This window comes from Pseudoalteromonas sp. AS84 (genome assembly GCF_038900255.1).
Lineage (GTDB): Bacteria > Pseudomonadota > Gammaproteobacteria > Enterobacterales > Alteromonadaceae > Pseudoalteromonas.
In genome coordinates this window covers 77,963-95,941 of sequence record NZ_JBBMQY010000011.1, presented here as the reverse complement: position 1 = coordinate 95,941, position 17,979 = coordinate 77,963, and the positions used below count along the sequence as shown (strand labels likewise).

The window sequence follows — 17,979 nt, the reverse complement described above, 5'->3', positions numbered from 1 at the left end:
CTTTATTTAATCATCTTTGAGTAAGTATTTACTCATTTCTTCATCAGACATTTCATGAATACTATCAAAAGGAGCAGCATTAATAGTAAAGAAATAAAACTCAGGTCCTAATTCATCACCTAACATTTCACGGAAATAAGTTAATTGTGATTTGTGAGCAGGGTCATCTTCGCTCAACTGGTCAGCCGTTTTGCCAGATTCACAACACCAAGAATGCACGCCAACTATAGCACCGCTTTCATATACACGTTGATAACCAGATGCAAATAAATCTACACCTCCAGAATATATTCTAGAACCTTTCTCTACTTTTGTTGTTAACTGAGCATTACGGATCAACCTTCCTGTATGTGAGTTAATATCATCATCAACAGAGCCAGTAATAGTTTGTAAGAGTAACGTTGTAACTTCAGGGTTATTATTTACAAGATCTTGAATCTGTATGTAAGTCTTTGTGCCTAATTCACCTTTTACTGTTGCAATAGTTCCTTCTATTGCTAATGTTGTACTACCACTCGAAACTACAGAATCATTAATAACAAGGCGAACACTGTAATCTTGTTGAGCAGTATTATTAAGTCTACCAGTATAAATGGCATTATCATCATCAAATTCAATCGATATGTCATAGCCAAACAAATATGCGTCCACTTCCTCTTGAGCAGCCCCTAGATCTCCAGTCCCAGTTTCTATTACATAGAGGTGAGCCAAGGGTACCCCTTCAATAAAGTCAAAGCCAAAAGACAAAAAACCTTTTTCATAGCTGGCATATACAACTTTCCCCTTTACATCAGTAGAATGAACCGATATATCATATTGCACGCCATCAATTTGCAGCTCTAATTGATCATACTTATATTTAAACTCTTCAACATATTCCGCAACGTCATCAGGATGAAGGTTATAAACTGCTTCAGGTTGAGTAATTGTTGTTGAGCTATCTGTAGGATCTGATGCCGTTGTAATCGGCTCACTCTTAGTACTGTTACTTCCACCACAAGCAACTAAAGCTATGGCAAGTACAATTGGGCAAATATATTTCAAAATTGTGTTCATGGTATCTCCAGTTCAGTTTCTTAAGCTGGAGTAAGTGTATTGGAAACCAACAATTACTAATATCACTTATATGTCTTGCAAATGTATGTAAAAAACTTACATTCTGTACGGTGAATTATTCATTAATTGCTCTAGATTTCTGAATCCATAAATTTGACAATGAAGTATTAATCACTTGATACGATCGCACTGTCCTACTAACTTAGATGGTTAAACGACTCAACTTTCTTTTAACTTTTATAACGATTTAGCCTGTTGATAAGGCTAAACTTTAAGATTAGGTTGGTTATGTTGCTAGGTTAAAAGTATCAAAAAGCGCAGGCTTTTATACCTGCGCTGTTATAATTTTTATAGTTTTAATAACTGATTCTAAGAGCTGATTTTTAGCGTTATCACACCACTAATAATCATTAATACTCCCGCAATACGACCAAACGTAGCGGCATCGTTATAAAACAATATACCCACTAAAAACGTACCGGCGGCGCCAATACCTGTCCACACGGCGTATGAGGTGCCCATTGATATTTGCTTTTGGGCAAGCCACAACATAAAACCACTCGCGACTAAAAATGCCACCGCTATTGCGATACCCTGCCAGCGAGTATCTGGGTTTTGCGACACCTTTAAACCTATCGGCCAGCCAATTTCAAGTAAACCGGCAATAACCAAATAAATCCACGCCATTAAACATCTCTCTTTTTCAAAATTACGTCGTATAAGTCTTCGCGGCGATCTTTTAAGTTGCGCACAGTACCTTCGCTATGAAGAATTTTTAGTTTATCCATATCAAGGTCGCTAAATAATAACATTTCGGTATTAGGTGTGGCTTCATTTAATGTTGCATCGTGCGGGAACGAAAAGTCCGATGGCGTTAATACTGCCGATTGAGAGTACTGTACATCGAGGCTTTCTACTTGTGGTAAGTTACCCACCGAGCCTGCAATAACCACATAACATTCGTTCTCGATTGCGCGAGCTTGTGCACAGTGGCGAACACGTAAGTAGCTATTTTTAGTGTCTGTCCAAAATGGGACGAACAAAATATCTAACCCTTGTTTTGCTAATATGCGCGATAATTCAGGGAACTCAACGTCATAACAAATTTGAATACCTACGCGCCCGGCATCGGTTTCAAATACAGCAATTTTATCGCCGCCCTGAATAACCCAATCGTTTTGCTCATGCGGGGTAATATGTATTTTACGTTGCTCGTCTATTTTACCGCTGCGGTGACATAAATAACTCACGTTATAAATTTTATCATCTTCGGCAAGTGGCATAGAGCCGGTAATAATATTGGCGTTGTATTCTATTGCCATGCGCGACATTGCGTTTTTAAACGTCTCTGTATATTCCGCTAAATAACGAATCGCTTCAGTTTGGTTGCTTTGATTTCCTAAACCCATTAGTGGTGCGTTAAAAAACTCAGGGAATAATATAAAGTCACTTTTGTAGTCAGATACGGTATCTACAAAGTATTCAACCTGCTTTAGCATTTCTTCAACCGATTCAACGCAGCGCATTTGCCATTGCACAGCACCTACACGCACTATTGATTTAGTTGACTCAAGTACCGTGTCGGTTGGTTCATACATAATGTTATTCCACTCAAGTAAAGTGGCGTAACCAACTGACTCTTGATCCTCTGGTAAGTACTTTTTAAGTAAACGCTTTACCTGAAAATCGTTAGATAACTGAAAACTTAAAATAGGATCGTACAACTCTCTCTGATCTACTTTTGCAATATATTCCATTGGCGTCATTTCACTACTGTGATTAAAATAACGTGGAATACGCCCACCCGCTAAAATAGCGCGTAGGTTATATTGGCGGCACAGTTCTTTACGGGCATCATAAAGGCGACGACCTAAGCGCATGCCTCTGTGAGTTTCGCTAATAGCAACATCTAAGCCGTATAGCGCATCGCCGTCGGTATCGCTAAATACACGGTCGTGGCCATCTGCAATATCTTCGTAGGTATGCGGGTTTGAAAAGCGTGTGTAATCAACTTGCACGCTCAGCGCTAAGCCCACCAGCACGCCGTCATCTACAATACCTATTTGTCCTTCAGGAAATTGGTCTATTAATCTAAAAATGGTATGACTTGGCCACGCACCACCTAAGTCGGGATACGCTTGATCCATCAAGGTTTTAATTTGCGGATATTGCTCTCTGGTTAAGTTACAAATTTCAAGATGGGTTTTTTCTGCCGACATACACAACTCCTTTAGGCATAAGAAAATAAAAGCCGAATGCACTTTAAAATACATTCAGCTTTGTATCATGTTTTTTACTTTAGATGTACTACTTTAAGCTGCGGTAAAAGAGTGTGGTTACTTTCTCTTTTGGTAACCAGCCTGCGTATTCAAGACCAAGTTCTGCCAATGGATCGGCTTTAAGTACTTGCTCTAAGCTTGCATTATTTTGCATTGCTTTTAGCATCACATCTTTCGCGCTTTGAACTAACTTACCATACGCTATTAGTCCTGAACGGTCACTTACCTTACCGTGCCCTGGTATTACTTTAGTGTTGTCGTCAATTTGTTTAACTACGTCATCTACTGCAGCTAAAATACCATCAACACTGCCGCCGCTATCTACATCAACAAACGGTAAGCTGCCAAAATTAAAGTAAATGTCGCCCATGTGCACTATGTTGTCGTTACTGAAAAAGATAACTGAATCGCCATCGGTATGTGCATGTTCGTAATGCACTACATGGGCGTGTTCGTTATTAAAATGCAGTTTTAAATCGTGACCAAAACTAATACGCGGTAAAAAGTCTGAATCAGCACCATGCTGCTCTTCTAGACGTTTATGTACATTGTCGTGTGCTATAACGTGCGCACCCGCTTTAGCAAAGTTTTCGTTGCCACCGGTGTGATCGCCATGATGATGCGTATTAATAACAAACTCTGCGCTGCCTGGTTTTAAATCGCTAATCGTTTTTTTTATATCATCTGATAACTTGGCAAACTGATCATCAATAATATAAATGCCATCATCGCCTACACTTGCTGCAATATTACCGCCTTGCCCAAATAGTACGTATACATGGTCACTTAATTTTTGTGCTGTTACTGGGCCATCATCGGCTTGCGCTATAGTGCTTAGTAATAAACTTGTTATTAATGCGGGTAGTATTTTTTTCATTTTAGTTCTCTGTTGTTTTATTAGTGATTATATAGAACGTGTTTAGCTATACTTTAGTTCATCGCGTAGGCTCTATTACTATTTGATGTATTAATTCTTGAGGTAATAAAGGCGTATGTTTGCCCTCTACATAGTCACTAAAACCCGCTCTATAAAATTCAGATAACGGATGCCCCGATTGCCCTCCCGGAATAGCTAAAATTGCACGTTCTAAATGACCTGGTTGAGCAATAAAGCGCTGCGATGCGCCAAAACTACGCCCTTGTACGGCGGGCATGTAACTATCGCCAAAACCTTGTGCTGTAGGCATATTTAAAAACTTAGCAAGTAAGGGAATTTGCTTTGCAAACGGATGCTCTATCACTAACTCATTTACCTTGCCCCACTGCCAACCTTGTACGTTATTACCAAATTGCTCAGTAAGTTTAGTAACGGTTTGATTAAATGCACCGTGTAATTGTGCATCCCAGCTCTTAAATTGTGGGTTTAACCATGTGTCGGGTTTGTTGTTAATAAGCTGCCAAACTGCGGGCTCTAAATCTCGTTTTACGTATTTAAGCGTGCCTTGCTGTTTATTTAATTGGCTTTCAATATTACTAAATAAAATATTAATCACTTCATCGCGGTAGCGCTTAACTAAGGTATACCCTATGGAGGTTGAACACGCACATTGCTGCCAATTTTCGAGCGCTGTTATATATTGCTGATTTTTGGTTTGATCGGTTTTTAATTGCTTTAATAGCAAAGCATGCCAAGGCATTAAAAAGCGAGCTTGGTTATCGAGCTGTAGTGCGTAAAAGTCGCTCTCTGCAAATGTTTGTTTTTCAAATAATCTATCGCGAATTTGGCTCGAACGTGCACCGAGTGCATAGCCACCATTACCAAAACGGGTATTATCTTCAGCCGACACCACGCGAGAATTACCAGTCCATAATCGACCGCTTTGTGGGTTTTTTACAAATGGGCGTTGTAACTCGCTTTGCTGCCAAAGCGCTGAGTAGTCATCGGCATTTACGCCAAGCTCACTTGGCGCTTTACGCGCTGGTATACCGCCCATATGCTTCCACGCTGCGCTGCCTCGGCTGTCGACCACCATTAGATTTTGCACCGGTATTCCCACATCGCTTGCTACAGCAAGTGCATCATCTACTGTTTTGGCTTGCTCTAATTTTAAGAGTTGCATATTAACGGCGTAGGGCTGATGTGCCGCCCAGCTCAATGCATAAGGTTTTTCGTTAATGTATTTTACAGGACCGTATTCGCTAAGCGTTAATGAGTAGCTTTCAACCTCCCCATCGGGTAATGCAATAGGCTCATCCACTTGCCATGTTTTACTGTTATCGTTTAATGCAATCCAATCGGCGGTATCTAAATAGCCATTAGTAAACCCCCATGCAATATTATTGTTAGTGCCCACTACAATGGCGGGCGCTCCGGGCAGCGATACACCGGTTACCTGAGTTTGCTCACCATTTTGTATATAATTTAATTGCGCTCTGTACCAAATTACAGGTACTGCCATCGACAAGTGCATATCATCCGACACCATACCCGCACCTGTTTTAGTAAGCGCCCCCGTAACTGCCCAGTTATTACTGCCGCGCTCTTGGTTAGCTTCAATATTTTTAACTGTATGCTGTGTTTGAGTGGGTAAAATAGGTATGCCGCCGTTATAAGTTGCTAATTTGCTGCCATCAAGTGCGGCTTGGTATTTGCTCGGTTGCGTTAAAAAATCAACCATTTGCTTACCATACGCTTGCTCAATTTGAATGAGTGCTTGGTCACGCTTAAATGTGGCACTTTGCAAATCAAGGTACATGCTAAATATAACTAATAGGCTGTCTTCGCTTTGCCATGGTTTTTGTTTTGCACCCGTTAGTAAATATTCAAAGCTTGAATACCCTACTTGCGCTAAGCCTTCGTTTACACCTTGAGCGTAACTTTTAAGTAATTGCTTATCTGCATCAGGCAGCGTTCGTAAAATAATTTGGCTGCGTTTACGTAATTGATGAAAACGCATTTCCTTATCGAGCCCCAGCGCCGCTTCACCAAATAATTCACTTAGCTCGCCTGCAGCGTTGCGCCTTAATAAATCCATTTGAAAAAAGCGGTCTTGCCCATGCGCATAACCTAAACCATAGGCGGCGTCGTTTCGGCTATTTGCGTTTATTACTGCTTGCCCTAGTGCATCGCGCGAAATTTTTACAGGCTCTACTACTGCGTTACTACGTCCGTTTCCATCAAGGGCGGGTAAACTTAAAGTAAGTACACCATAAACAACGGCGGTACTTGCCAGTCCTAAAATCACAATTAATAACAACAAGCGTTTGATTACTTTAAACATCAACCTTTCCTTTGCACGTTTTTGACCAAGCGTTAAGGGCATATAATAACCATAGTTTTATTAAATAATAATGTTCTTGCTCGCAAAGGGTGAAATAAACATCAAAATCCACGATAATGTCGGCTCCACACATCGTGCAGAACTAGTTGAGTAAAATATGACTGAAAAAACATTTATCAAAGGTAAAGACCGCGACCTAGAATCGTCAATCTCTACCATGCAAAACAAGCTTAAAGCCCTAAACATTAATGTTGAAGAAGCGCTTTGGCTTAACCCTGTAGCTAACTGTTATTCGGTTCATATAAAAGACAGTGATTGCGGTGTTATGTTTACCAATGGTAAAGGCGCAACCGACAAAGCCTCTATTGCCTCAGCGCTAGGTGAATACTTTGAGCGTTTAAGCTGTAACTACTTTTTTGCAGACTTTTATTTAGGTGAAGAATTTGCCAATGGCGAGTTTACTCATTACCCAACCGAAAAATGGTTTAAAGTTGAAGGCGATGAAGTACCACAAGGCATTATGGACGAGAGCTTATGGGATTACTTTGACCCAGAGCGCGAACTTACCGCATCACACCTTTTTGATTTTAACTCAGGCAATATTGATCGTGGCATTTGTACCCTGCCGTACACGCGTCAACGCGATAACCAAGACGTATACATTCCAGTAAATGTTATTGGTAATATTTTTGTATCTAACGGTATGAGTGCAGGTAACACAAAATTTGAAGCACGCGTACAAGGTTTATCAGAAGTATTTGAACGCGCTATTAAAAACCGCATCATCGCCGAAGGTATTTGTTTACCAATCGTGCCTGAAGATGTTGTTAAGCAATACCCTAAAATTCACGAAGCGTGTGAAGAACTTCGCAGCCATGGCTTTCATTTACGTATTGCCGATGCATCACTTGGTGGCAAATACCCTGTAATGAGCGTAACGCTTATTAACCCAACAGATGGTTCAGTATTTGCCTCTTTTGGTGCTCATCCTTCATTTGAAGTTGCGCTTGAACGTACCGTTACCGAGTTACTACAAGGTCGCCGTTTAGATCAACTAGATGTATTTCAACCAGCAACATTTGATAACGATGAAGTAGCAACACCAGAGAACATTGAACTGCACTTTATTGATTCAAGTGGTTTGATTTCACATGATTTTTTCCGTGCAAAACCTGACTTTGAATTTGTACACTGGGACTTTAGCGGCACAACAGAGCAAGAATATAATTTCTGTACTGACCTAATTCACAGCATGGATCATGATATCTACATCATGGATTACACGCACCTAAACGTATATGCATGTCGTATTTTAGTACCGGGCATGTCAGACATTTACCCTGTTGATGAACTAATTTGGCGTAATAACAATGAAGGCGCTAAATTCCGCGAAACATTCCTATCGCTTGATCAGTACGATGCCGAGCAATGGATGGAGATTTACGACAGCCTTGAAGAAGCCGGTCACAGCGATATTATTCGCGCCGCAGAATTTATTGGTTTAGCAACTGATGCCGACACGCCATGGCACACACTACGTATAGGTGAGCTTAAAGCGCACCTTTGCTTAGCTGCAGGCAGTGAAGAGGCAATCGATTGGGTAGATTGGATACTTCATACAGGCCAAGTAAATGAAGATGCAATGCGTCATTTTCGCTGCTTAAAAGCTATTTTAGAAATAAAATATGATGACGAGCGCCAATACGCTGATTACCAAGATGCGTTAGGCTTAATGTTTGGCGCTAATAACGTAACGCTCGCTATTGAAATTGCCGAAGGTGAAAAACAATTTAACGGTTTAACTTTCCCTGGTTTATCGCTTGAAGGCTTTAAAAAGCATGCGGCACTACTTGATGGTTACCGCAAGCTACATGAAGCAAAGCAAAATCATTGGGCGCGTGAAGTTAGCGATAGCTAAACTACTAATTATAAAAATAAAACGGCGCATTTGTTAATGCGCCGTTTTCATTTATGCCATAAATTAGCTATAGTTAATTTGCCTAAATTAACGCCACGATGTAGCTAATGCCACCGTCTACTAATAACAAAACAAATGTTCATAACTTTAAGCTGACCTTTTGGTTATCGCTTACGCTAACTGTACTAGTTGGTGTCGTTCTTGATCGTATTAACTATAATCGTGTAAAAGATGCACATAGATTACAGATACTCTCTGAAGTAAGTACCTATCGTGCTCAATTAGAATCTATTTTAGTTTCTAATATCCAACTAGTTCGAGGCTTAGGGGTTGCCGTCGCAGCACAGCCTAATTTACAGCAAAAACAATTTGAACAAATTGCTCAACCGCTATTTAAAACCTCAAATGAGCTTCGTAATATTGGTGGCGCTCCCGATATGGTAATTCGCATGACTTACCCCTTAAAAGGTAATGAAAAAGCACTCGGTTTAAACTTCTTAGAAGAAAAAAACCAACGCGCTGATGCAATTAGAGCCCGCGATACAAATACCATAGTTATGGCTGGTCCATTAAAATTAATTCAAGGTGACATTGCACTTATTGCCCGAGTTCCTGTTTACGTACCTCCAGAGAATCGCTTTTGGGGATTACTCTCAGTTGTTCTTAATATTGATAAAGTCTACAAAAATTCGGGTATTTATGAGCTCGAAAAAGAGTATAACGTCGCTTTACAAGGCAGACATGGGCTAGGCAAAAAAGGGGAGTTTTTTTATGGTGATCAAAATATAACAGATCAAGACCCCCTTGAGTTTACATTAAGCTTTCAAGGTGGGAATTGGCAACTTTATGTTGCACCTAAAATAGGTTGGAGCCCCCCAAACTCAGCTGTATGGCCACTTCGGTTATCGATTATTATTATTTGCGGGTTATTAATTTGGGCCTTTTTATTCTTTTTAAAAATGCTTAATCGTCAGCAACAAAATGAAAAAATGCTTGAAGCAATGAGTGATCTAGCTCAAATTGGGGCTTGGTCATTTAATTTAGAAAACAAGCAAATTTATTGGTCAGACATGACCAAAAAAATATTTAAATACTCACTAGATACACAACCTGAGTGGCCAAGTGATTTAGGTTATTTTAAAGAAGGTGAAAGCCGAAAAAAAATAGCCGGGTTAATTGAACGTGCTATAAAGTTTGGTGAAAGTTACGAAGTAGAACTTGAAGTTATTAACGCTGAAAATAAAACTATATGGGTACTCGCGCACGGTGAAGTGGAGCGAAAGAATGGCCGAAGCATTCGTATCTTTGGATCATTGCAAAATATTGATACCCGTAAAAAAATTGAATTAGAAAGCAATAAAGTTGCACTGCATAATGAAATACTCGCGTCGCTAACCGTTAATAAACTCATATTAAACGGACAACTAAGTCAATCTAAAGACATAATCACACAATCGATTTGCCAAGCATTTGACGTTAAACGTGCCAGCATTTGGTTTTTTAATGAAGATAAGAGTCAATTAAATCCGTTTGCTGTACATAGCAAGCACTTACAAAGCGACACAATAGAGTCTGTCTGGCTAAGGAAACATGCCAAAAACTTTTTTAATACCATTGATCATCAAGCTGTATTTAACGCGCCTGATACACTAAACAATCCTGTTTTAGCGCCTTTAAAAGCGCACTATTTAAACCCTTTAGAAATTCAAGCTATGTTATGCGTGGTTATTCCTGCAGGTAGTGGAGCACTGGGTGTTGTATGTGCCGAACAATGTCAATCGCCAAAGGTATGGTCACGTAACGAAGAGAGCTTTTTAATTGCCGTCGCAGCGCTTATTGGCAGTTTATACTCAAGCCAAAAACGTATTGAAACTGAGCAGCAACTCGTTACCGCCAAAGAAACTGCTGAACAAGCGGTTGAAGCTAAAAGTGAATTTTTAGCGAGTATGAGTCACGAAATTCGCACCCCCATGAATGGGGTTTTAGGTATGCTTAATATAATTAAGCAAACTCAATTAGATCTGCAGCAAAAGCATCATATCGAACTTGCTCAGTCATCAGCTCAATCTTTACTTAATATAATTAACGACATATTAGACTTTTCTAAAATTGAAGCCGGTAAACTCGATATTGAAAACGTGCAATTTAATCTGCCACGGTTATTAGGAGAAGTGGTTGAGTCATTTGCTTTAAAAGTAGAGCAAAACAATACAAAACTTATTTTAGATGCCACTCAAATTACAGTTAGCGAAATAATTAGTGACCCTAACCGCTTACGCCAAATTTTGAATAACTTAATTGGCAACGCCGTTAAATTTACTATTGATGGCGAAGTCGTTATTACTGCCAAAGTGGATGAAACAACTGATGGCTCATTCCTACAATGTTCGATTATTGATACTGGCATTGGTATTGACCCTAAAAAACAAGCGTCGCTATTTGATTCGTTTACACAAGCAGATACCTCAACTACACGCCAGTTTGGTGGAACAGGGCTTGGCCTTGCCATAGTAAAACAACTGTGTGAGCTAATGAACGGAGAAGTAAGCGTAAATAGTATGCAAGGTGAAGGAAGTACATTTTCTTTCACAATACAAATACAGCCTCGCTTAAGCAAAGAACAAGATTTACCGAGTCATTTAATTAAAAACAAACATATTTTAATTATTGATGAGTGCTCGTTAAATGCAAATACAGCCAGCAAACAACTCACGGTATGGGGTGCAAAGGTCAATTGCTTACGTGACTATCTCGAGGTTGATGATTATTTAAATAATGTAACCACCCACCCTGAAGCTATTTTAGTTGATTACTACTTTTTTGAAAAAGCGCCGCAAACGCATATAACTGCGCTTAAAAACTTTATAAATATGCATAGTTGCAAGTTAGTTCTTATGGCGCCAATGAGTTATTCACCTGAGGAGTCTAAAGTAGGTATGGAAGTCGACTGTATGATTTTCAAACCACTCACACCTTCTGATTTGTTTGACTCACTCACGAACGATAAATACATTGAACAACAGCAGCAACAAGCACAGCTGCAAAACAAGCTAACTAAAGCACCGGTACTCGATTCACCAGAGCCACAACTACTACTCGTTGAAGACAATAAAATAAACCAAGTAGTTGCCTCGGCGCTATTAAAGCAAGCAGGTGTGATTTTTGATATTGCTGAAAATGGGCTTGAGGCAATTGTAAAACTCAATGCAAAACAAGGTAAGCCATATAAGCTAGTTTTAATGGATTGCCAAATGCCCGAAATGGATGGCTACCAAGCCACTAAAGCCATTAGAGAAGGCGATGCGGGTAAGGGTAATGAAAATATTACTATTATTGCACTTACAGCCAATGCCATGCAGGGCGATAAAGAAAAATGCCTAGCAGCAGGCATGAACGACTATTTAAGTAAGCCGCTCGATTTAGCTGCCCTAAAACCTAAACTCCAGCAATGGCTTGGTATCCAATAAAGGTGTAAGCTAATAAAATACGCTTACTAATTTGAGATTATTTATGCAGTTATCAGCAAATCAACAACGTATTCTTGGTTGCTTACTAGAAAAACAAAGCACAACGCCAGAGCATTATCCGCTATCGTTAAACGCTCTAGTGAACGCATGTAACCAAAAGTCTAATCGCGACCCTGTGTTAAATCTTACAGATAGTGACGTGCAAAACGCACTTGATGAACTAATAGACATGCGTTTGGTAACTATAGATGAAGGGCTTTCTGGTCGCGTAAATAAATACGACCACCGCTTTTGCAACACTGAGTTTAGTAACCTGCAATTTTCTGCTCAGCAACGTGCCATTGTTTGTTTGTTACTTTTACGCGGCGCCCAAACCCCTGGTGAATTAAGAACCCGCAGCGCTAGGCTTGCTGATTTTAATAACGTAAATGAAGTAGAAACAGCACTCAATAAACTGATTGAAAGCGAGTACACGCGTAAATTAGAGCGAGAAGCTGGTAAACGCGACAGCCGATACATTCATTTATTTGGCGAACAACGAAATAATCCCGCTGATGCCTTTGTTGCTCTACCAAGCGAAGTAATTAAAGACAAAGAGTTGAGTGATTTACTTGCAGAAGTAGAAGAATTAAAAGTAGAGCTTCGCAGAATAAAAGCTCATTTAAAACTTTAATTAATTAAAACTAAATCACATAATAAGTTTATTGCGTATCACATATTAAATTTTATAAGGAGCTGGCAATGCGCGCCGAAATTATGGCTGAAATGAAGGTTCAGTCAACGATTGATGAAAATGCTGAGATAACTCGTCGAGTTGCTTTTATTAAAGCACGTTTAGTAGCTGCTCACTCACGATCATTAATACTGGGTATTAGTGGTGGTGTTGACTCATCAACTTGCGGTCGCTTATGTCAACTTGCCGTAAACGAACTAAATAAAGAGCAAAACACAAACAAGTATCAGTTTATTGCTGTGCGCCTACCTTACGGCATACAAGCCGATGAAGACGAAGCGCAACTAGCTGTTGATTTCATTCAACCAAGTAAACGTATGACCGTAAACGTACAACCTGCTGCTGATGCACTGCATGAGCAAGCGATAGCTGCCGTAGTTGGCTGTGGTGAAGCACTGCCTGAGCAAGCGCAAGTAGACTTTATTAAAGGTAATGTTAAAGCGCGCCAACGTATGGTTGCTCAATACGAAATAGCCGGTTTTTGCCAAGGTTTAGTAGTAGGTACCGATCATAGTGCTGAAAACATTACTGGTTTTTATACTAAATTTGGTGACGGCGCGTGCGATTTAGCTCCGCTATTTGGTTTATCAAAACGCCAAGTGCGTGCACTTGCTACTGCGCTCGGTGCTCCAGCTTTATTAGTAGATAAAGCACCTACAGCTGATTTAGAAAGTGACCGCCCAGGCTTAACAGATGAAGAAGCACTTGGTTTGAGCTATGAGCAAATTGATGACTTTTTAGAAGGTAAATCTGTTTCTAAAGATGTTGAACAAAAGCTTGTAAGTATTTACACGCGTACACAACATAAGCGCCAACCAATTCCAACAATTTACGATTAATGTTTAGTAAATAAGAAAAGCAATTAACCCTTTGAGGATTAATTGCTTTTTTGATCGACAGACTAATAAACTGCGTATATTTTAATAAATTAACGCTTTGAATTTTATAATACCTATTGCGTTAAATTAGTGATCTATTATAGCCCTAAGAAAATAACGATAGATCGATCTTGTTTTAATAATATTGGTATAAGTTACCCGCCAAAGAGAACACTGCCTTATATGACATCGCCCATCTTAATTACCGGTGCAGGACAACGTATTGGTTTAGCACTTGCTCAGCATTATATAGCTCAAGGGCAAGCTGTTGTTATTACGTATCGTACTCGCCACGACGCTGTTGATGCATTAGAGCAACAAGGTGCTGTGTGTATTTATGCCGACTTTAGTACCGATGACGGTATAAGTGCATTTATAAATACGCTTAAAGAGCATACAACATCGCTACGCGCTGTTGTTCACAATGCATCAAGCTGGGACTGCGAAGCCAACAATCCTGACTTTGCAGTACTGTTTGATAACATGATGCGTATACATGCTAAAACACCGTATTTAATTAATTTAATGTGCGCTGAGCTGCTTTTAAACTATCAACAAAGTGCTAAAGCACCTGCTGATATAATTCACCTTACTGATTATGTAGTCGAAACAGGTAGCCCTAAGCACTTAGCTTATGCAGCAAGTAAAGCGGCACTCGATAACTTAACTAAATCGTTCAGCGCTAAATATGCACCAAATATAAAGGTAAACTCGGTTGCTCCATCACTCATTATTTTTAATGAACATGATGACGAGCAATATAGAGCTAAAACCCTTAAAAAATCATTAATGGGCATTGAACCCGGATGCCAAGAAATTATCAATAGTATTGATTTACTATTACAAAGCCACTACATCACAGGGCGCTCCTTGCCTGTTGATGGCGGACGCCATTTAAAGTAGAACACACTAGACTGAGAAACTTATGCATGACGAGTTAAAAGAAAGTTACCAAAAAATAATTACTGCTGTAGGTGAAGATGCTAACCGCGAAGGTTTACTTGATACGCCAAAACGTGCCGCAAAAGCAATGGAATATTTAACACAAGGGTATCGCCAAACGCTTGATGAGATAACCAATAAAGCAGTATTTACGTCTGATGCTGACGATATGGTTTTAGTGCAAGACATAGAGCTTTACTCTATGTGTGAACATCATTTACTACCTTTTATTGGTCGTTGCCATATTGCTTATATTCCAAACGGTAAAGTATTAGGCTTGTCTAAATTTGCACGTATTGTTGATATGTTTTCACGTCGCTTTCAAATTCAAGAGCAGTTAACGCATCAAATCGCTAAAGCAGTCGAAGAAGTTACTGGCGCTAAAGGCGTTGGCGTTATTGTTGAGGCAAAACACATGTGTATGATGATGCGTGGTGTAGAAAAGCAAAATTCAAGCATGCGTACATCAGTAATGTTAGGTAACTTTAGAAGCGATCCTAAAACACGTAACGAATTTTTGCAGCTTATAAAAGGTTAACCCTATGGCTAATGCAATTATTAACGTTACTAATTTGCGCCTGCGTACATTTATCGGCTTTAACCCCGATGAGCGTGAGAAAAAGCAAGATGTAGTGATCAATCTAGAAATTCATTACCCTGCTGATGACGCGTGTAAAACAGATGAAGTAGACCAAGCACTTAATTATAAAGTGATCACGAAAGAAGTAATTAGCTTAGTAGAACAAGGCCACTTTTTACTGCTCGAAAAATTAGTGGCTGAAATTCTTGCGGTTTGTCACTCACACCCAAGTGTTCATTACGCTAAAGCACGTGTTGATAAACCACATGCACTGCGTTTTGCCGACTCAGTGTCGTTAACGCTCGATTGGGCTAAATAAGGCCTTAAAAATTTATTTAAAAAAGCTTTTCGAATCCTACGGCAAGGGCGATAACCGCTAAATAGCGCGCGCCTTTGCCTAGTGTTACTAGTAATAAAAATATACTAAAGCGTACTTTAAATATTCCCCCAATCACCGTTAATGGGTCTCCTACAACGGGTAACCAAGCAAACAACAAACTATACACACCGTATTTATTAAATTGCTTTTGTGCGCTATCAAGCCCTTTTTCCGATACCGGAAACCATTTTTTATCTTTAAAACGTAATACCTGCGTGCCTAACCAGTAATTAACACAGCTTCCTAACACGTTTCCAAGCGTTGCGACGCACCACATAAGCCATAAGTTAACTTTACCTTGGGCAATCATTCCCACCATTATCACCTCAGAAGAGCTGGGCAATAATGTGGCAGATATAAATGCGCTAATAAATAACGTGAGATAAAGCATAATGCCCTTATGGCTAAACGTAAAAACCCAGCCTATAGCTGGGTTTATAATACCAATTTTATTAAAAACATAATCATTCTAGCGTATTAAATAACTCACTAATTTATTCAATTGGTATAAAAATAAACTGTATGTTTATTTTATCAAATTTAAGCTCAGCGGGTAATTAAACTCTTTACCTTCGTTAGCTTTAATACTTGCTAGCACTACCATCACAAACGAAAATATTGCCACTATAGGTAGTAATATTAAGCCTATCGCTACAAACATCAGTAAAAAACAAACTACATATGCAATTGCCATCGTTATTTGAAAGTTAAGCGCCTTTTTACCGTGCACGTCAACAACTGGCATTTCATCTCTTTTAATTAACCACACAATTAATGGCCCAATAATTGAGCCGAACGGCATAACAAAACCTGCCAGTGCACTTAAATGACATAACATAGCCCACATGCGCTCATCTTTATTAACTGGTTCAACCTGTTGATTTTCTTCCATAACACGCTCCTTTTTGTTTTATGTATGTTGCCTCTTAACTAAACAAATGTCTACTAATCAACCAACGTATTTACCTTTAAAAATCACAGCGTGAAATCTTGTGATAAAAAAGTGATAAGTTTGTGAGAGTTTCTGGAGACGATTATTCAATACTTAGCTCGAATCATCACTTACAGGAAATAATAATGAAAGCTTCTACATTAACAATCGCAATTCTTTTAGCGGCAGCTAGCCAATCGACTGTGGCCGCAGAACTAGACTTAAAAGTTACTAACCTAACCAAGGGTATTCACTTTACCCCGTTATTAATTACAGCACACAACAACGAAGACACACTATTTGAAGTAGCAACAGAAGCTTCTACAGCATTACAAACAATGGCTGAAGGCGGCAATATTGCAGAGCTAGTTTCACAAGCTACTGCTGCAGGTAGTGACATGGCTGCAAATCCAGCTGAAGGTTTACTTGCACCAGCCGCATCTACAACGGCAACACTGACAACAACCGACGGTAACGAGTACTTATCTTTAACTGCAATGATGCTGCCAACTAATGATGGCTTTGTAGGTTTAAACAGCTGGAAAATTCCAACAGAAGCAGGCACTTACACAATTAATTTAAATGCTTACGATGCAGGCACAGAACAAAACAATGAGCTTGTAGTTGAGGGCTCTGGGGCTCCAGGTACTCCGGGTATTCCTGCGGCTCCAGGTGGCGACGCTGGCACTGGCGGTACAGGTATATTAAGTGGTGATACAAATACAAGTATCCATATTCACCCTGGTAGCTTAGGTGATGACGATTTAGAAGCGGGCAATAGCGATTTAAGTAATACAGTACACAGATGGTTAAACCCAGTGGCACAATTAACCGTTACAGTTAAGTAGGAGCATGACTATGTTATCTGCTAACAACCTTAAAAAAAGTCTACTAGTGCTTGCACTTGCAACCACACTTGCAGCGTGTAGCGATAATGATAACGACCCAGTGGTTGAAGAGCCGGTCGTTGTTGAACCTATTGTTGTAGAACCTGTAATCAATGAGTTTACTATTACTTTTAGTAATTTAACCGCAGGGCAACCTTTGTCACCACTCTCTGTCATTGCTTTTGAAGATGAAGCACCTTGGACATTCGGTACAACAGCCTCTGTTGGTTTAGAAATGCTTGCAGAAAGCGGCGCAAATGAAGAATACCTAAGTTACGAAAGTGCACTTGCTGCTGTTTCAGCTGAAGGAGGCATTGGTCCTGGTGAGACAACCACAGTAATCATCTCTGTTGAAGACCAAGAAACGCTTAATTTGTCATTTGCTGCAATGCTTGGGAATACAAATGACACATTTACCGGTCTTAGTCTTGTAGATGTATCTTCATTAGAAGTAGGTGACTCGCTAATGAGTACAACCGTTGCTTATGATGCTGGTACGGAAGCAAATACAGAAACAGCTGAAACTGTGCCAGGTCCTGCCGCTAGCGGCGAAGGGTTTAACGAAATACGTGACGATACTGCCGATATAATAACAATGCACCCAGGCATTGTTTCAAATCAAGATGGATTATCAACATCAGCACTCGGTGTTGAACATAAGTTTGATAACCCGGTATCGAAAATAGTAATTACGCGCACGCAGTAACG

Annotated in this window: 16 protein-coding genes; 9 read left to right on the top strand and 7 right to left on the bottom strand. The window is 39.7% G+C overall.

The window, feature by feature from the left end; translation table 11 throughout:
* Positions 1–6: 6 nt before the first annotated feature.
* The 5 genes from WNY79_RS12725 to WNY79_RS12705 form a co-directional block, all read right to left on the bottom strand.
* Complete coding sequence (locus tag WNY79_RS12725) at positions 7–1,056, bottom strand: hypothetical protein (RefSeq protein WP_342876027.1); 1,050 nt, start codon at positions 1,054–1,056, stop codon at positions 7–9.
* Positions 1,057–1,425: 369 nt separating this feature from the next.
* Positions 1,426–1,743 carry a multidrug efflux SMR transporter gene (locus WNY79_RS12720; protein WP_076925559.1) on the bottom strand — a complete coding sequence of 106 codons (318 nt, stop codon included), beginning with the start codon at positions 1,741–1,743 and terminating at the stop codon, positions 1,426–1,428.
* Positions 1,743–3,275, bottom strand: coding sequence for a bifunctional GNAT family N-acetyltransferase/carbon-nitrogen hydrolase family protein (locus tag WNY79_RS12715; protein ID WP_342876026.1), 1,533 nt, complete (start codon positions 3,273–3,275; stop codon positions 1,743–1,745). The genes WNY79_RS12720 and WNY79_RS12715 overlap by 1 nt, the downstream gene beginning before the upstream one ends.
* 88 nt (positions 3,276–3,363) lie before the next feature.
* Positions 3,364–4,212 carry an MBL fold metallo-hydrolase gene (locus WNY79_RS12710; protein WP_342876025.1) on the bottom strand — a complete coding sequence of 283 codons (849 nt, stop codon included), beginning with the start codon at positions 4,210–4,212 and terminating at the stop codon, positions 3,364–3,366.
* Between the two features lie 58 nt (positions 4,213–4,270).
* Positions 4,271–6,556, bottom strand: coding sequence for a penicillin acylase family protein (locus tag WNY79_RS12705; protein ID WP_342876024.1), 2,286 nt, complete (start codon positions 6,554–6,556; stop codon positions 4,271–4,273).
* A gap of 157 nt (positions 6,557–6,713) precedes the next feature.
* On the opposite strand from WNY79_RS12705, the gene ycaO reads away from it, so the two are divergent.
* From ycaO to folX, 7 genes are all read left to right on the top strand, one after another.
* Positions 6,714–8,474: a 30S ribosomal protein S12 methylthiotransferase accessory factor YcaO gene (gene ycaO / locus WNY79_RS12700; RefSeq protein WP_342876023.1), complete on the top strand. Its 1,761-nt coding sequence runs from the start codon at positions 6,714–6,716 to the stop codon at positions 8,472–8,474.
* A gap of 107 nt (positions 8,475–8,581) precedes the next feature.
* Complete coding sequence (locus WNY79_RS12695) at positions 8,582–11,941, top strand: ATP-binding protein (RefSeq protein ID WP_342876022.1); 3,360 nt, start codon at positions 8,582–8,584, stop codon at positions 11,939–11,941.
* 43 nt (positions 11,942–11,984) lie between these two features.
* Entirely contained in the window at positions 11,985–12,614 is a 630-nt protein-coding gene (locus WNY79_RS12690; protein WP_024598806.1) for a YceH family protein, read from the top strand.
* 68 nt (positions 12,615–12,682) lie between these two features.
* Positions 12,683–13,513: an ammonia-dependent NAD(+) synthetase gene (gene nadE / locus WNY79_RS12685; RefSeq protein ID WP_342876021.1), complete on the top strand. Its 831-nt coding sequence runs from the start codon at positions 12,683–12,685 to the stop codon at positions 13,511–13,513.
* Positions 13,514–13,735: 222 nt separating this feature from the next.
* Positions 13,736–14,455, top strand: a complete 720-nt coding sequence (folM, locus tag WNY79_RS12680; RefSeq protein WP_342876020.1) for a dihydromonapterin reductase — start codon at positions 13,736–13,738, stop codon at positions 14,453–14,455.
* A 22-nt stretch (positions 14,456–14,477) separates the two neighbouring features.
* The gene (folE, locus tag WNY79_RS12675; protein ID WP_024598803.1) at positions 14,478–15,032 is read left to right on the top strand and encodes a GTP cyclohydrolase I FolE; all 555 of its coding nucleotides are present in this window, start codon (positions 14,478–14,480) and stop codon (positions 15,030–15,032) included.
* A 4-nt stretch (positions 15,033–15,036) separates the two neighbouring features.
* On the top strand, positions 15,037–15,393 hold the full coding sequence (gene folX / locus WNY79_RS12670) for a dihydroneopterin triphosphate 2'-epimerase (protein WP_007377309.1): 357 nt from the start codon (positions 15,037–15,039) through the stop codon (positions 15,391–15,393).
* 16 nt (positions 15,394–15,409) lie between these two features.
* Here folX and WNY79_RS12665 read toward each other — a convergent pair whose 3' ends face one another.
* Both WNY79_RS12665 and WNY79_RS12660 read right to left on the bottom strand, forming a co-directional pair.
* Positions 15,410–15,844: a YqaA family protein gene (locus WNY79_RS12665; protein ID WP_342876019.1), complete on the bottom strand. Its 435-nt coding sequence runs from the start codon at positions 15,842–15,844 to the stop codon at positions 15,410–15,412.
* 135 nt (positions 15,845–15,979) lie between these two features.
* Positions 15,980–16,345: a DUF4870 domain-containing protein gene (locus WNY79_RS12660; protein WP_024598801.1), complete on the bottom strand. Its 366-nt coding sequence runs from the start codon at positions 16,343–16,345 to the stop codon at positions 15,980–15,982.
* Positions 16,346–16,530: 185 nt separating this feature from the next.
* On the opposite strand from WNY79_RS12660, the gene WNY79_RS12655 reads away from it, so the two are divergent.
* Entirely contained in the window at positions 16,531–17,232 is a 702-nt protein-coding gene (locus tag WNY79_RS12655; protein ID WP_170072739.1) for a spondin domain-containing protein, read from the top strand.
* Between the two features lie 10 nt (positions 17,233–17,242).
* Positions 17,243–17,977: a spondin domain-containing protein gene (locus tag WNY79_RS12650; protein ID WP_024598799.1), complete on the top strand. Its 735-nt coding sequence runs from the start codon at positions 17,243–17,245 to the stop codon at positions 17,975–17,977.
* Positions 17,978–17,979 lie beyond the last annotated feature (2 nt).

Bases quoted from the DNA above. Each gene is read 5' to 3' on its own strand.
- WNY79_RS12725 (WP_342876027.1), bottom strand. From the start codon at position 1,056: ATGAACACAATTTTGAAATATATTTGCCCAATTGTACTTGCCATAGCT.
- WNY79_RS12720 (WP_076925559.1), bottom strand. From the start codon at position 1,743: ATGGCGTGGATTTATTTGGTTATTGCCGGTTTACTTGAAATTGGCTGG.
- WNY79_RS12715 (WP_342876026.1), bottom strand. From the start codon at position 3,275: ATGTCGGCAGAAAAAACCCATCTTGAAATTTGTAACTTAACCAGAGAG.
- WNY79_RS12710 (WP_342876025.1), bottom strand. From the start codon at position 4,212: ATGAAAAAAATACTACCCGCATTAATAACAAGTTTATTACTAAGCACT.
- WNY79_RS12705 (WP_342876024.1), bottom strand. From the start codon at position 6,556: ATGTTTAAAGTAATCAAACGCTTGTTGTTATTAATTGTGATTTTAGGA.
- ycaO (WP_342876023.1), top strand. From the start codon at position 6,714: ATGACTGAAAAAACATTTATCAAAGGTAAAGACCGCGACCTAGAATCG.
- WNY79_RS12695 (WP_342876022.1), top strand. From the start codon at position 8,582: ATGCCACCGTCTACTAATAACAAAACAAATGTTCATAACTTTAAGCTG.
- WNY79_RS12690 (WP_024598806.1), top strand. From the start codon at position 11,985: ATGCAGTTATCAGCAAATCAACAACGTATTCTTGGTTGCTTACTAGAA.
- nadE (WP_342876021.1), top strand. From the start codon at position 12,683: ATGCGCGCCGAAATTATGGCTGAAATGAAGGTTCAGTCAACGATTGAT.
- folM (WP_342876020.1), top strand. From the start codon at position 13,736: ATGACATCGCCCATCTTAATTACCGGTGCAGGACAACGTATTGGTTTA.
- folE (WP_024598803.1), top strand. From the start codon at position 14,478: ATGCATGACGAGTTAAAAGAAAGTTACCAAAAAATAATTACTGCTGTA.
- folX (WP_007377309.1), top strand. From the start codon at position 15,037: ATGGCTAATGCAATTATTAACGTTACTAATTTGCGCCTGCGTACATTT.
- WNY79_RS12665 (WP_342876019.1), bottom strand. From the start codon at position 15,844: ATGCTTTATCTCACGTTATTTATTAGCGCATTTATATCTGCCACATTA.
- WNY79_RS12660 (WP_024598801.1), bottom strand. From the start codon at position 16,345: ATGGAAGAAAATCAACAGGTTGAACCAGTTAATAAAGATGAGCGCATG.
- WNY79_RS12655 (WP_170072739.1), top strand. From the start codon at position 16,531: ATGAAAGCTTCTACATTAACAATCGCAATTCTTTTAGCGGCAGCTAGC.
- WNY79_RS12650 (WP_024598799.1), top strand. From the start codon at position 17,243: ATGTTATCTGCTAACAACCTTAAAAAAAGTCTACTAGTGCTTGCACTT.